The sequence below is a fragment of the Chitinophaga sp. genome (assembly GCF_035761305.1).
Lineage (GTDB): Bacteria > Bacteroidota > Bacteroidia > Chitinophagales > Chitinophagaceae > Chitinophaga.
The window spans coordinates 1-13,800 of the sequence record NZ_DASTRI010000280.1 but is presented as its reverse complement, the minus strand read 5'-3'; the positions used below and the strand labels follow the sequence as shown (position 1 = coordinate 13,800).

The 13,800-nt window shown below is 50.4% G+C and carries 14 protein-coding genes; 3 read left to right on the top strand and 11 right to left on the bottom strand.

The window, feature by feature from the left end:
* Positions 1 to 79: 79 nt before the first annotated feature.
* Positions 80 to 1,444 carry an endonuclease Q family protein gene (locus VFS25_RS23435; protein ID WP_326464612.1) on the top strand — a complete coding sequence of 455 codons (1,365 nt, stop codon included), beginning with the start codon at positions 80 to 82 and terminating at the stop codon, positions 1,442 to 1,444.
* Between the two features lie 30 nt (positions 1,445 to 1,474).
* Here the strand turns inward: VFS25_RS23435 and VFS25_RS23430 are convergent, their stop codons facing one another.
* The 4 genes from VFS25_RS23430 to VFS25_RS23415 are packed head-to-tail and all read right to left on the bottom strand — an operon-like array spanning position 1,475 to position 5,670.
* Entirely contained in the window at positions 1,475 to 2,854 is a 1,380-nt protein-coding gene (locus VFS25_RS23430) for a di-heme oxidoredictase family protein (RefSeq protein ID WP_326464611.1), read from the bottom strand.
* A gap of 23 nt (positions 2,855 to 2,877) precedes the next feature.
* The gene (locus tag VFS25_RS23425) at positions 2,878 to 3,960 is read right to left on the bottom strand and encodes an imelysin family protein (RefSeq protein WP_326464610.1); all 1,083 of its coding nucleotides are present in this window, start codon (positions 3,958 to 3,960) and stop codon (positions 2,878 to 2,880) included.
* Between the two features lie 12 nt (positions 3,961 to 3,972).
* Positions 3,973 to 4,398, bottom strand: a complete 426-nt coding sequence (locus VFS25_RS23420) for a Rieske (2Fe-2S) protein (RefSeq protein WP_326464609.1) — start codon at positions 4,396 to 4,398, stop codon at positions 3,973 to 3,975.
* An 18-nt stretch (positions 4,399 to 4,416) separates the two neighbouring features.
* On the bottom strand, positions 4,417 to 5,670 hold the full coding sequence (locus VFS25_RS23415) for a hypothetical protein (RefSeq protein ID WP_326464608.1): 1,254 nt from the start codon (positions 5,668 to 5,670) through the stop codon (positions 4,417 to 4,419).
* A 164-nt stretch (positions 5,671 to 5,834) separates the two neighbouring features.
* On the opposite strand from VFS25_RS23415, the gene VFS25_RS23410 reads away from it, so the two are divergent.
* The gene (locus VFS25_RS23410; protein ID WP_326464607.1) at positions 5,835 to 7,175 is read left to right on the top strand and encodes an alpha-L-fucosidase; all 1,341 of its coding nucleotides are present in this window, start codon (positions 5,835 to 5,837) and stop codon (positions 7,173 to 7,175) included.
* Between the two features lie 5 nt (positions 7,176 to 7,180).
* On the opposite strand, the gene VFS25_RS23405 is transcribed toward VFS25_RS23410, so the two are convergent.
* Positions 7,181 to 7,645 carry a VOC family protein gene (locus VFS25_RS23405; RefSeq protein WP_326464606.1) on the bottom strand — a complete coding sequence of 155 codons (465 nt, stop codon included), beginning with the start codon at positions 7,643 to 7,645 and terminating at the stop codon, positions 7,181 to 7,183.
* A gap of 115 nt (positions 7,646 to 7,760) precedes the next feature.
* On the opposite strand from VFS25_RS23405, the gene VFS25_RS23400 reads away from it, so the two are divergent.
* Positions 7,761 to 8,657, top strand: coding sequence for an aldo/keto reductase (locus tag VFS25_RS23400; protein WP_326464605.1), 897 nt, complete (start codon positions 7,761 to 7,763; stop codon positions 8,655 to 8,657).
* Between the two features lie 39 nt (positions 8,658 to 8,696).
* Here VFS25_RS23400 and VFS25_RS23395 read toward each other — a convergent pair whose 3' ends face one another.
* From VFS25_RS23395 to VFS25_RS23370, 6 genes are all read right to left on the bottom strand, one after another.
* Positions 8,697 to 9,062: a helix-turn-helix domain-containing protein gene (locus VFS25_RS23395; protein ID WP_326464604.1), complete on the bottom strand. Its 366-nt coding sequence runs from the start codon at positions 9,060 to 9,062 to the stop codon at positions 8,697 to 8,699.
* Positions 9,063 to 9,081: 19 nt separating this feature from the next.
* Positions 9,082 to 9,390, bottom strand: coding sequence for a type II toxin-antitoxin system HigB family toxin (locus tag VFS25_RS23390; protein ID WP_326464603.1), 309 nt, complete (start codon positions 9,388 to 9,390; stop codon positions 9,082 to 9,084).
* A gap of 290 nt (positions 9,391 to 9,680) precedes the next feature.
* On the bottom strand, positions 9,681 to 10,625 hold the full coding sequence (locus VFS25_RS23385) for a 3',5'-cyclic-nucleotide phosphodiesterase (protein WP_326464602.1): 945 nt from the start codon (positions 10,623 to 10,625) through the stop codon (positions 9,681 to 9,683).
* Positions 10,626 to 10,679: 54 nt separating this feature from the next.
* The gene (locus VFS25_RS23380; protein WP_326464601.1) at positions 10,680 to 11,183 is read right to left on the bottom strand and encodes a hypothetical protein; all 504 of its coding nucleotides are present in this window, start codon (positions 11,181 to 11,183) and stop codon (positions 10,680 to 10,682) included.
* Between the two features lie 264 nt (positions 11,184 to 11,447).
* The gene (locus VFS25_RS23375) at positions 11,448 to 12,986 is read right to left on the bottom strand and encodes a S41 family peptidase (protein WP_326464600.1); all 1,539 of its coding nucleotides are present in this window, start codon (positions 12,984 to 12,986) and stop codon (positions 11,448 to 11,450) included.
* A gap of 542 nt (positions 12,987 to 13,528) precedes the next feature.
* On the bottom strand, positions 13,529 to 13,800 hold a 272-nt coding region (locus VFS25_RS23370; protein ID WP_326464599.1), incomplete at its 5' end, for a hypothetical protein.

Below are 13,800 nucleotides of genomic sequence, written 5' to 3'. Positions count from 1 at the left end.
GCCCCATACTGCCGGCGCTCCCGCGCCATCGTGCGATTTCCGTATCTTTATAGTTTACATCCAAACCCGTTTCAGCAGCATGTTCTTTATAGCCGATCTTCATATACATTCCCATTACTCCCGTGCTACCAGCAAAGATCTGAACCTGGAAACCCTGTACCAGTGGGCCCGGGTAAAAGGCATACACGTGGTGGGCACGGGCGATTTCACGCATCCGCAATGGTTCCGCGAGCTGCAAGAAAAGCTGGAGCCGGACGGTAACGGCCTGTTCCGGCTTAAAAATCCGCCTGCCATGCCGGCGCTGCCGGGCATGAAGGTGCAGGATATTGATGTACGTTTTTGCTTAACATCGGAGATCAGCTCTATTTACAAATACGGCGATAAGGTGCGCAAAAACCACAACCTGGTATATGCGCCTGATTTTGATACAGTAGCCCGCATTAATGCCCGCCTGTCGCAGATAGGCAACCTGGCTTCAGACGGCCGGCCGATTTTAGGCCTGCCCTCCCGCGACCTGCTGGAAATAGTGCTCACTACCTCAGACCAGGCCTACCTGGTGCCTGCGCACGTATGGACGCCCTGGTTCTCCACATTAGGCTCGCGCGGCGGGTATGACAGTGTTGATGAATGTTTCCGCGATCTCTCCCACCACATCTTCGCCATTGAAACCGGCCTGTCTTCCGACCCTGCCATGAACTGGCAATGGAGCGCGCTGGACCGCTTTACGCTTATATCCAGCTCAGATGCGCACTCTCCGCAGAAGCTGGGCAGGGAGGCCAACCTTTTTAATACGGAGCGCAGCTACGAAGGAATATTTAATGCGATTAAAACACAGCAGGGCTTTTTAGGCACTTACGAGTTTTTCCCCGAAGAAGGTAAGTACCATCACGACGGGCATCGCAAGTGCGGTATTTCCTGGCTGCCGGAGCAAAGCGTGCAGCATAGCTGCCTGTGCCCGCAGTGTGGCCAGCCGCTTACCATTGGAGTGCTGCACCGCATACAAAAGCTTTCAGACCGCCCCATGCCGCAAAGGCCGCAGGGCGCCGCCGGCTTCGATTACATTATTCCCCTGCCGGAAATACTGGCGGAAATAAAGGGCAGCGGAACAGCCAGCAAAGCGGTGCAGCAGGCGTTCCATCAAACCATTTCCACTTTTGGTAACGAGTTTAACGTGTTAAAGGAAGTACCGGTAGCCGACCTGGGCAAACAGGGCGGCCCGGTGCTGGCAGAAGCCATTCGCCGTATGCGCGCCCGGGAAGTAAAGCCAGTGCCCGGCTATGACGGTTTATATGGGGTGGTAAAAATATTTGAGGAGGGAGAAATCAAAGACCTCTCAGGACAGCTGTACCTGTTGGGCGGCCAGGAAAAGCCCGCGGCAAAAAATAAACCCGCTGCCAGGAAAGACAAAAACAAAACCGGCGAAGACCAGTTTTCACTGTTCTAGCCGGTTTCAACCCCTGTTGAAGAAGTATTTTTAAATCGACTTCAGAAAGCGGATCACTGCATCCCTGTCGTTTTTGCTGAGCGCAGCAAACTGCTGCCTGCTTTTCAGCGCTTCGCCCCCATGCCACAGTATGGCTTCTTCCAGCGTACGCGCACGGCCATCGTGCAGGTAAAAGGGCGTGCCGTTGGTTTTTTCAAACAGCCCTATGCCCCACAGGGCCGGCGTTTTCCACTCATTGCCGTTGGCCGTGTAATCCGGCCGGCCGTCTGCCAGGTCAGCGCCCAGGTCATGCAGCAGCAGGTCGGTATAAGGGTGTATACGCTGGTTGCTGAGCTGTTTAAAGCGTACATCCACCCCTGTTTGTATAGTGGGCCTGTGGCAGCTGGCGCAGCCGGTTTGCGCAAACAGCCGTTCGCCCTGCTGTACCTGCGGGTCAGTAACATTTCTGCGGGCGGGCACGGCCAGGCTTTGTATGTAAAAGGCAGTAGTGTTTAAAATAGAGTCCGGCAGTTCGGGATCATCTGTTAGGTCGTCCATTGGCGGCTGTCCAAAGGAACTTTCCTGCGGAAATACATAGCTGGTAATGCCCATGTCCTGCTGGTAGGCGGCGGCCACCTGGGTAAGAATGGTGGCGGCGTTGGCTTTCATGCCAAAGCGGCCCAGCATCATTTTCCGGTTCACCGGGTCCCAGGTATAATTGGGCCGCCCGCTAATGCCGTTGCCGTCGGCGTCATTTTCATCGGCAAACGCCAGTATGGTAGCTTCAGGAATGTTTTGCAGCAGGCCCAGTCCGAAAAAAGGCGGGGCCATGCGTGCAGAGGTCATTACACCGGCAGGCAGCGGGATATACGGATTTGAAAGTGTGTACCAGGGCTTACGCAGCGTTACCACCGTACCATCCGGGTAGGTAAAGGTTTGGTTGGTATAGGTGATGTTCACCTTTGCCTCCGGCTGCTTGCCAAAAATAGACATATCCTGCAGCTGCAGGCCAAACCCCGGCACCGGCAACGGTCCGCCATGTTCATCGGCGCCGGGCAGGCTTAAACGTACCAGCATGGAGGAACTTACCAAACCTGTGGTTGGGTTGCCCTTGCCATCGTTGTGATGGCAGCTTACGCAGCTCACATTGTTGAAAATGGGGCCCAGGCCGCTGTTCACCGGCGCAGGCGCAGTTACAAAGGTTTGTTCTACGGCACGGTCGCCCATTTCATGGGCATGCTCATCGCCGGCATTCATGCCTTCCATGGCGTGGCCAAAGGCTTTGCTGGTTTCGTCAAACACCGTAGCGGCGCCGCCGCTCAGGCGTATGTCGTAGCCGCTGTCCTCAAAAGTGGCAGGTTTGGTGCACATCATTACCATAAATGGCAATGTAAGCAATGCCGCTGCAACGTATATCTTCCTTATCTGCATGTTACGGTTATATAATACCGCGTTTAGTCGGTAATGTTAGTCAGTATAAAGGGCTTCAGCTTTTCTTCCAGTGTTGTTTTCAGCGCATCAATGGCATTCATGGTGTTCTGGCATTGTACGCGCTGGGTTAGGATGGCCTGCTCATAAGGCAGGGTAATGCTGTTAAAGGAAGCAATGGCGGCCTGGAACTGCTGCTGTATCTCGTTGTCAAGCGAAAGGTTTTTCATAGCTACCAGCTTGTTCAAACCATTGCCTTCATTGCCCAGGAATTTGCACGTATACACGTTATAGGCGCCGGTAATGTTGTTCTTAAAATCAATGGCGGAGTTGCCGCTGAAAGGCGACTCTACGATCTTGGGGTCCTGCGCATCATAAGGCTCTTTCATTTTGCCGCTGCCTACTTCATCGCAAATACCTATGAGCCCTTCCACTATGGCAATGTAAGCATCCTGCTTTTTGGTGAACACGCTGCTGCCGCTGCCGGCGGTTTGCACCTTATTGGCAAAGTTGCCGCCATCAGGCGCCCAGCTGTTGTACAGGGAGGTGCAAATGTTCACCAGGTCCTGTGAAAGGCTGGTAATGTACTGCTTCTGGCGGTCGGTAATGGCGGCGGCGGTGCGCTTGCCATCCTTACCCCACAATATGTATTCTATAGGATGGTAGCCTCTCAGGGAAAGTGTGCTCAGGTTTTCTATATCAGACAGCTCCAGCGGGTTGTTGCTGGCCAGCAGGGAGTCCATCTGCACATAATCCACCGGCCAGGTGTCCATGTTGGGATCATAGTTATCGTCTTCCACAGGGCCAAACAGGTAACCCTCACATTGCTCCCAGGTGCTGCGCATATCGCGCCAGGCGGTTTGTGCGGCAGTAAGGTTCGCATCAGTGGCGCTGCTGTTCAGCGCTGTAATGGCATTATTAAGGGTAGTGGCTTTTTCTTTCAGGTCACTATAGCCGGGCAGACCGGTTTTGGCGGCAAAGTCTGTAAGTACAGTGGCTTTCAGTGTGTTAAAATCTTCGTTGCTATTTCCGCCGTTGTCATCGTCTTTACTGCAGGAAAACAGGGTAAGGCTGCAGGCAGCCAGTAACAATATGGATAATTTTTTCATGTGCTTGTTTGGTTAAATATGAATAATCAGGTTTGTATCGTTGATGGTGGTGGCCAGGTGTTGCAGGTGCTTTTCTGCAGGGCCTTTTTTTACTTCGCCGTTCTTGTCAAACTGGCTGCCATGCAGGCTGCATACAAAGCCGTTGCCGGTTGGTATCAGCTGGTTGGCCTGGTGGGTGCAGCGCATCAGCAGCGCGGTATAGGTGCTGTCTGCATTTTTACGCACGGCAATTTCATAGTCGTAGTTCCTGGGGCTAATGATCTGGAGGTCGCTGGTGGCAAACAGCGTTAGCGGCACCGCTACCTGGTTATTATTCACCATGGTCTTAAAACCCTTCATGGTAGTGCCGCAGGCATCCAGCAGGTCGGCCATGGAAAAGGCGGCAGCGCTTAACAGGCAGGCCTTGCAGGTGCCTTTCAGGAAATTTCTTCTATCCACTGGTTTGTATTTACTGGTTTAAAATGCATACCCGATACCTACATTCAGGTAAGTGTTGTTTGTTTTATAAGGAATACGCGCGGGGCTGGGATTAATAACCAGCGCCGGGTTTTCGTTGCCGGTATGCATGAGCCGTACATCTGCCTTAATTACTACATTGGGTATGGGCAGGTAGCTGAAGCCGGCTACCAGGTGCTGCTGCTTAACAGTGCCGTCGTAAATGGCATTGCCGGGAATAGCGGAGTTCAGGTCAAACAGCTCATAACGTGCAAAGGCATTCAGCTGCTGTTCTTTGTATTGAACGCTTTTTTCCAGCAGGTTATAGGCCAGCTCCGCATAAGCGCCGTACATTACCTTGCTTACATTGCTGGCGTAGGCCTTGTTAATATCCGCTGCGCCGGGGTAGGATATAATGCTGCCAATGGCCTTAAATGCAAAGCCGTTACGGGCATATTGTATGTTGGCTTCTCCCAGGTAAAGGGGCTGCGCAAATGCGCCGTGGCTTAACTGCAGGCTGTCTGACCGGCGTTTGTTGGCCCCGTTGGTGCCGCCTATATAGCCCGATACCTGGAAGCGGAAATCCTGCCAGAAGTATTGCAGGGAGGCGGTGGCAGCAACGTTATTGGCAAATGCGCCGGAACCTTCTGCACGGCCTTCCACAATACCGGTGCCATGTTGAAAACCGGAAGCGTCCAAACCATTCAGCAAAGCAATGCTGTAGTTCAGCGGCAGGCGGCGCAGGCGGCCGTAAAAGCCAATGCCCAGCTCCCGCCAGGTGGCCGGTATAATGTATTGTTCAACCAGCGGGCGCTCTACCCCGTTAAAGTTTACCGGCAGATGGTTCTCGTTCAATATGCCGATGCGCGGGGTAAACAGGCCGGCTACGATATATTGGCGCGGGTTCAGGTTAAAGCGCAGGTAAGCCTGCTCCATGGCCAGCTCGCCTTTAAAATTATCGGTGCTTTCCTCACCCGGGCTTACTACCGCATTTTCCAGCTCCATTTCACTGAAAAAAGAGATCTTGTTATTGAAACGGTGCCCGATGAACAATACTGCCCGCTCCAGCGTAGCGCGTGATATTTCGTCGTTAAAGTTGCGCTGGTAAAAAGCCGACCCGTAACCAGATACCACGGTTTTGTTCTGGGCAACGCCCGCGTTCAGGGAGTCTTCGTTGGTTCGTAATATCAATTGCTGCGCCGGCGTAAATTGTTGTGCGTATAGGAGTGGCGTGGCGGCAAAGCACGCCGCCAAACATAAGATAACCTTTTTCATAGAAGCATTTCGTGGCGCCAAGGTACTACGCGATATATCGTTTCCGTTTACGCAATAAGGAAAAATATTTATCTCAAACGGAATATTTTCAACCCTCAAAATTTCATGCATCTGCCGCCATTTGATTGTATATTGAGGGTTTAACCAAAACAGTGCAGTGAATTATGCGTATTACTACCGCCTTTTTGCTGCTGTTTTTATGCAGCACCACCGCTTTTGCGCAGCAAACCGCCAATAAACCGGAAAGAGAGCAATGGTTTATGGATATGGGCCTGGGCATGTTCATTCACTGGAGCGTGGATGTGCAGGTAGGCGCGGTTATCAGCCACTCCATGGCCGGCGCATCCGACGATTACCTGCAAAGGTTTACGGCGGAGCTGCCCAAAACCTTTCATCCTAAAAGATTTGATTCTGATGAATGGGCTGTGCTGGCAAAACTGGCCGGTATGAAGTATGTAGTGTTCACCACCAAGCACCACGCCGGTTTTTGTATGTGGAACACCAAAACAACCGGGTTTAATATTATGAATACGCCTTTTCAGCGCGATGCGCTGAAAGAGATTATTGCCGCCTTCCGTAAGCAGGGCATTGCCATAGGACTGTATTTTTCACCGGAAGATTTTTACTTTTTCTACAAACATCACATACCCGTTGGCCGCATGCAGGTGCCACAGCACTTTCCCGCACAAAATCCTGAGCTGATGGCGTATGATAAAGCGCAGCTGAAAGAGCTGCTGACCAACTACGGCAAAATAGATATTATATTTTTCGACGGTCCGGCAGAAGGGCTGAAAGAATATGCCTGGCAGCTGCAGCCGGATGTACTGGTTACCCGCGGAGCCATGCGCACGCCGGAGCAGGAGCTGCCCAACCAGCCCGTGCCCGGCCCCTGGGAGGCCTGCTTTACCATGGGTACCGACTGGCAGTGGAAACCCACTAATGACCCGCAGAAATCCGGTACCGCCATTATTAACATGATCATTGAAACAAGGGCCAAAGGCGGTAACCTGCTGCTGAATGTTGGCCCTAAAGCCAACGGGGAAATACAGATAGAACAGGAGTCGCTGCTGCGTGAGCTGGCCCTGTGGAACCTGGCTAATGAAGAAGCTATTAGCGCCATACGCCCCTGGCATATTGTCCGTGAAGGCAATATTTGGTTTACCCGGGCTAAAACCGGTAATACCGTGTATGCGTTTGTACCTGCAGGCGATGAGTGGAAATACGGGGAGCGTAAAGAGCTGGTGCTGAAAACCCTGCAGGGCAACGCGCAAACCAAAGTATCTGTATTAGGGTATGGCAGCGAGCTGGTAGAGTATAAAAAAGATTTTGATGCGCATGTATATGTGCAGCCCACGCCCATAGGACTGGTGATAAGCGCAGTAAACGGCCAGCGCTTTTACACCAACAACAAGTGGCCCAACCCGGTGGTGCTGAAAATAGAAAATGTACAGTATAAGCCCTATGACGACCACTCCACCCGGGCCGAGCTGGAAGGCGCTAAATAAAGCGGTTAGTACTTATCGTCATTCACCTCAACCCAGTAATTGTCAGGGTCCTGCAGGTAAACCTGTTTAACGCCATCAACCCGCAGGGTATATTTTTGTTTTTCGCCCTGCCAGTTGCGGAAGGGAATGTGCAGCTTATTCAGCTTTGCGATAAACGCATCTACAGAAGGTACGCTAAAACATAGATGTGCGGCTATATCATGGTCAGTAACTTCCTTTGCGCCTTTTATGAGGTGCAGCTGGCTATGCGGGCCTATTTTAAGCCAGGTATGCTTGCCGTCGTGAAAAGGCTCGGGCATGGTATCTATCTCCATCACATCGCGGTAAAAGGCAGTGGCTTTATCCAGGTCGTACACGGAAATGGCTATATGATTTAACACAGGGCTTTTATGCTGTGCATGCGCGTGAAACGTAGCGCCTATTAAACCGGCAAAAAGCAGCAGGCCGGCGTTGATCAGTTTTTGCTTCATACAACAATATACGCCGCGTAATTTATACGCACAATAGCCAACCGCGCGCCTGCAGGCTACTATTTTATAAATGAGTATGCGCTGCTGATTAAGATGAATGCCCTAGTTTTGCTGTATGCAATACAAATTGTTAGGCAATTCGGACCTGGAGATCAGCGAGATCGCTTTTGGCGCCATGTCATTACAGGGCAGCGATGCGGATAACGCAGCGTTAATACACGAGGCCATGGCCGCCGGCATCAATTATTTTGATACGGCCGACCTGTATGACAAGGGCGCTAATGAAACCTCCCTGGGCAAAGCCCTGAAGAGCAAACGTAAAGAGGTGATCATTGCCACCAAGGTAGGCAACCAGTGGCGCCCCGATGGCAGTGGGTGGGACTGGAACCCGCGCAAGGAGTATATTTTAAGCTCGGTAGAAGGCAGCCTGCGCCGCCTGCAAACTGATTATATTGACCTGTACCAGCTGCACGGCGGCACCCTGGAAGATAATATAGATGAAACCATTGAGGCCTTTGAGCTTTTACTGGAGCAGGGCAAGATCCGTTACTACGGCATTTCCTCCATCCGCCCGAATGTGATACGCGAATACGTGCAGCGCTCGCGTATAGTAAGCGTAATGATGCAATACAGCCTGCTGGACCGGCGGCCGGAAGAAACCTGCCTGAGCTTGCTGGAGCAGCATAACATTGGCGTGCTGGCCCGCGGCAGTGTTGCTAAAGGGTTGCTCATAGATAAGCCGGCGGCCCCTTACCTTAATTATACGGCGGCAGCGGTGCAGCGCGCTGCCAGCGCCGTAAAGGCTGTTTCCAATACGCATCGCGGCCCCGCACAAACAGCCCTGCGCTTTGTGCTGCAGCAAAAGGCCATTACTGCGGCCGTAGTAGGCATTCGCACTGCTGCCCAATTACATGATGCAGTGGCGGCTGCTACTGCGCCATTGCTGAGCGCTGCCGAGCTGGAGCAGCTAAAGGCGGCAGTGCCGGTAAATGTGTATGAGCAGCACCGGTAGAAAAGGGTCCGGAAAAATGGTTTAGATGAAAATTACGGGTTAAACCAGGCTCTCTAAAAGTAAATTACCATCAATGTGAAATTTCTCATGCATTGATTTCAATACTTCAGTGTTAGGTACTTTGGTGCCGCGTAAGAGTTGGCTTAAAAAGCCCTTCGATATGTTTAATTCCCCGGCTAACGCAGTCTGATTCAGCTGTTTGCTTTTCATAACATATTCTACTATCTCGGGGAACTGTGGTTTTAATGGCATAGGATAATTAACGGCTTCCCATGCTTCAACCGCTTTCGCTAACAGGTCAAGTCTTTTTTCCTCTTCACTACTCAGATTTGAAAAGCCTTTTTGGTAAAGGCCCTCAATTTCTGCCATCACGGAAAAGTATTCCTGTTTAGTTGTTATTTTCATAATACCAGATTAACCTTGTTTATAAATCCAGCAAGGTTCCATTTTTATTGTGTTCGTCGTATTCTCTGTGTGTTAGTATTGCACGCACGTAAACCAGTTGTGTATTAAAATGAATACCTGCTACTAACCGGTAATTATTGCCACCAATGTTGAAAACGTACATATCTTTTCCAACATAATCCACTGAGCCAGATACCTCACTTTTTAACTCGTTAAAATTAGCACATTTTGCCTTCCGTATCTTATTGCACCAATCGTTTAATGGTCTTACAGCCGGCGGATGTTTAGCCCCAAATGCGTAGATGGGTGGCATTGAGATGATTCGCATTTACTAAGATTTTTCGTTCTACAGCATTTTCGTTCATGATGGAATAAAGTTTAAAAAATTGCATAAGCCCGCAGACATATTTAAAGAGCAGCTGCGTTTCCGCTCATTTTTGTTATTGTTATACAAATATAGACGTTTGTTTTCAAATGAAAAATATTTTTCCAAATGAAAACTTTATTTCTTTTTGAAAATATTCTCCAACTGAGAAATATGCTATAACTGTCCCTTTAAACATTAATAATTCCCCCTGCTTCCTTCCTTTTTCAAATAGTTAATAATTATGAAGTATTCTAAAACACCAGCAACTTCCCCTGCTCGGGGAAAATAAGCCGCAGGCCCGGCTTATTCATGCCTGCAAGTTGTTTACGGATCATGGCTTCATTATTACCGGAGGGTTTAATATGCGTGATCACTACCGGCAGGTTATTTATGCTATGCGGGCCGGCCAGGCTATCCAGCCGGCGAATTTCCTGCATTAGCAGGCCGGGGGTTAAATGCCCGAAAAGCTGGCTCCGGGGCTGCTCTTCGGGGAAAGATACTTCTATAAAAATGGCTTTAAGCTGGCGGGCCTTTAACAGCGGCGCCACGGTTTGCCACAGCTGCAGCAGCTTATCAGACTTTTCAACCGCATCGGCGCCGGTATCGCCCAGGTAAAGCAGGTACGCGTTTTTTACACGCAGCAAAAAAGCCGTGCTGTGGGAAGTGGCGGAATGGCTTAACGGGTACGCCTGTACGCTTAAGTCCGTTTGGGCAAGCGGGGTAGCTTTCCGGGGCGTTAAAGGGTAATAATGGTATTTTTTGAGCTGCGGCATTTCGCCGGTGTCGCCGAAGTTAGCCCAGCTTTTCCAGGAAAAATATTTGTCCTGTATCACATCCAGGCAAAAGGGCAGGCCATAAATGGTTTTGGCGGTATCGTCCGGGGAATTGATGATAAGCCCTGCCACATGATCCAGGTGGGGGTGTGAAATGCAATAGCCTTTTATATTTTGACGCAGCGCCTCACCGGCTGTTTTTTTGAAAAGGCCGTTATTCACTGCTTTTTGCAGGCCGGCGTGTAAGGTGCCTGCATCCAGGCATATATAGCTGTCGGAACCTTGCGGGGCCACCAGGTAGGCAGAGAGGTTGCTTTCATCCGCACCGCCCTTTACGCCCAGGGGAATTACCTTAAATGCGGTTTGTTGGGCAAAGGCGCTGCTGCACAGCAGCAGGCAAATAACAGGCAGGAAATATTTCATAGGGATAAATATACTTATTCATCCTCCAAAGTAGTGGTTAAGGGATGGGGATGTTCACAGTGCGCCTTCAAACAGCATTTTTACAGAATAGTTGCCAAACCTTATCTGGCTGCTGGCATGGGGTAATAATTTCTCCAGCAGGGGCGCATACTTAATACGCTTTTTCCTGCAGGCTTTCAGCAGGTCGTTGAAGTACATGATCTCATCGCGCGCATCCGGCATCAGGTCGCGCATCATAAAAAAGGTAAAGGCATACTGCAGGTTCTGCTGGTCGGCCAGTATCTCGTCGGTGGTAGGCGTAAGAAAATTTTTCAGCTGTTGGGTAAGGTTAATGTATTGGGCAATGATATGTACATTGCCATAATTTGCCTGCTCAAGGCAATCCAGCACCGCCTTACGTATAAAAGACAGCTCGGGCTGTATGGTAAGCCTGAAGGCGGCCGCAGCTGCCTGCATGCTCTTTTCCCAGTCCGGCTGCGTAAAATCGGCAGTCGGCTCTTTGTATACTTTGGTGATCTCTTCATCAATCAGTTCAATCTTTGATCTTATAGTTGCCATGGTGAAGACAATTATTAATGATAACGGTAATCCGCCAGGGGATTTTTTTCAACAGGATAGCAACAATAGGATAAGCAGCGGCTTATCCAAATATAAATAAAACCCGGAAAAATTTAAATGCACGGGTATTTAAAATATAGGACGGCGCCGGGGAAGGAAAACCTTGCCCACCGCGCAACCGGGCAAAAATAAAAATGTGCAAATGATTGGTAACCAGGTAAACTGTTGCCGCCATTTGCACATTTTATTTTAAGACTGTATACCCTACCTGTTATGCCTGAAATCCACCATGCCGTTGAACTGGCCGGAGGTGATAGAACGTTTTATGTTCATGCGCAGGTTAGGATTGTTGGCCAAGCGCTGTTCTGTAGCGGCCTGGCGGAAGCTGCCCGTGCTGATGTAGCTGAATATTTTGCTCAGGTGGTCATCGTTGGTGCTGCCCCAGGGAATGTTCACATAATCAATGCCTGCCACATCCGGCGCTATGCCGCTGAAGTAGCCGCCCTGGTTTTGCGCGTTCTTGGTTTCAAAATTTATAGCATACAGGTCGGCCAGGTAGTGTTCCTTACCGGTGCTGTCATAATCGGAAATGGTGTAGTTGAAAAAGCCTACCGGTTTGCCGTAGGTAGTATCGCCTACCAGCTTTACGGTCATATAGGGCTTCAGGTTATTCAGCGTTAGCTCGCTGGCAGAGGCGGTTTGGTTGCCTGTAACAAAGAACACGTTATCCAGCGAAAGGCCGCCGGTATTGGTGAACTTAATAGCGGCCGGCAGTCCGGTAGCCGTAAGGTTCTGCGTCAGTTTATCGTTGTAAATGTAATTGTACATTACTTTATTCTGTGCAGTGGCCGGCGCAATGGCGCTGTCAAGGTATTGCGCAGTGGCTACGGCGCCGCCATTATTGTACCGCAGGTCAACAATCAGGTCGCGGATGCCGGCCGATTTGAATCTGGCAAACAGCTGGTCCAGCACCTGTTTGGTGGCTGTGGGCGCCCCGCTTGAATTATATACGCTGGAGAAGGTGTAAAACACAAAATAACCTACCTGTTTGCCGCTTACCGTGTAAATGGTGTCAAACAATACCGGGTTTACGTTGTAGGAAGCCGCATTAAGCGTAATGGTAGCGGTGCTGCCGTTCAGCTTTTTGAAAGTAAAGGTAGAGGAGCTGGCGTTGTATACCGCGTTGGTTACCTTGGTGGTATTGGCGCCGCCGTTGTCATATGCAATATCATCATCCCCGTTAATGGCGGTTATTTCCCAGCCGCGCTGCACACCCTGCACGCCGGCCGGGCTGTTTTTGTCGGCATACATCACTATCAGGTGGCTTTTATTGTTCTGGTCCAGCGCATAGGTTACTTCCAGTCCCAGGCTGCCGCTGGTGCCGTTGGTTTTTTCAATGATGCCGTTCTCCAGCTTATTGGCCAGTGAGCCGGTACGGTCCAGGAAGCTGTAGCGGTCCAGGGCAGTGCCGTTCTGCTTGGGATAGCTGATCATGTTTTTCAGCAGGTCTTCGGCGGTGGCGTAAGTGGCGCTGAAAGGGTCTGGAGCAGGCACCTGGTTGTACCAGTAGTAGGTGGGCAGGCCCTTGGCTGCATCCCGGCCGCCACTTGCATAGGTCACCTGCATAATACGGTACATCAGGTATTTCAGCGAGTCTTCATCAGTGCGGGCAGTACCATTATTCCCGGTGTTGCTGCCGTCCGAAGGGGCGGTGCTATCTTTTTTGCACGAAAAGAAGGCACTGCTGCAAAGCAAGCTCATTAATAGTAAAGGCAGTCCGGGCTTTAAAAAATGCTTTCTCATTGATTTGCATTTAGCTGTTGATTAGATAGTTGGCTTCCATTACATGCTGCAATGGTACTGATCTGGTGAATATATAAACGCGAAAAAAGTGCATTTGTGCGAAAGGCTCGACGAAAAGCGCAATTTGATCGGTAAAGATTACCATTCATTGTTCTATAATAATACAAATTTCTTTTAATACGCGGCCGCAGTGAAAACCGTTGCCCCGCCTGATTAAACAAATGTTTATATCGCCGCAAAATACCCTGGAAACATTATAAATGCTGCTTTTGAACATGAGGCTGCGGAAGTCCTGCAAAGGTACGATAAACAGCGCCTTTTTAGTACCAGCTGCAGCAAACCAGCAAAGCAGGTAATGTACCAGCCGCTGCCGTAAAAAAATATGCTCACCTGGGCAGGATGAGCTATTTGCGTTTATAGATTATTGCAGCAAGCAGGCTGGCTGGTGCAAGTTGTGATAGCATCCGCCGCAGATGCGCATTGCCATGTGGTTTCTGCACAGGCACAGGGTGTTAACTCCTGCCGCATCGCAGGCACCGTACCTAATTTATTGCCGCAACCACCGCGGTAATAGCCACGCCTATGCCTAACCCGCCAATGCCCCAGTACAGCTTGTCCAGGAAACTCCTTTTCCTGGCCTGGTTTACCTGGTGTATGGCGTCGCCGATAATAATGTTGGTGTTATTCAGCTGGGTAGACACATTGCTCAGGCTATCCTTAACAATACCTATATCGCGGCTGGTACGGTCCAGGGAAGAGATAGACACCCGGTACAGGGAGTCGAACTGCAGCTTCAGGTTGGTGTAGTCCTGCT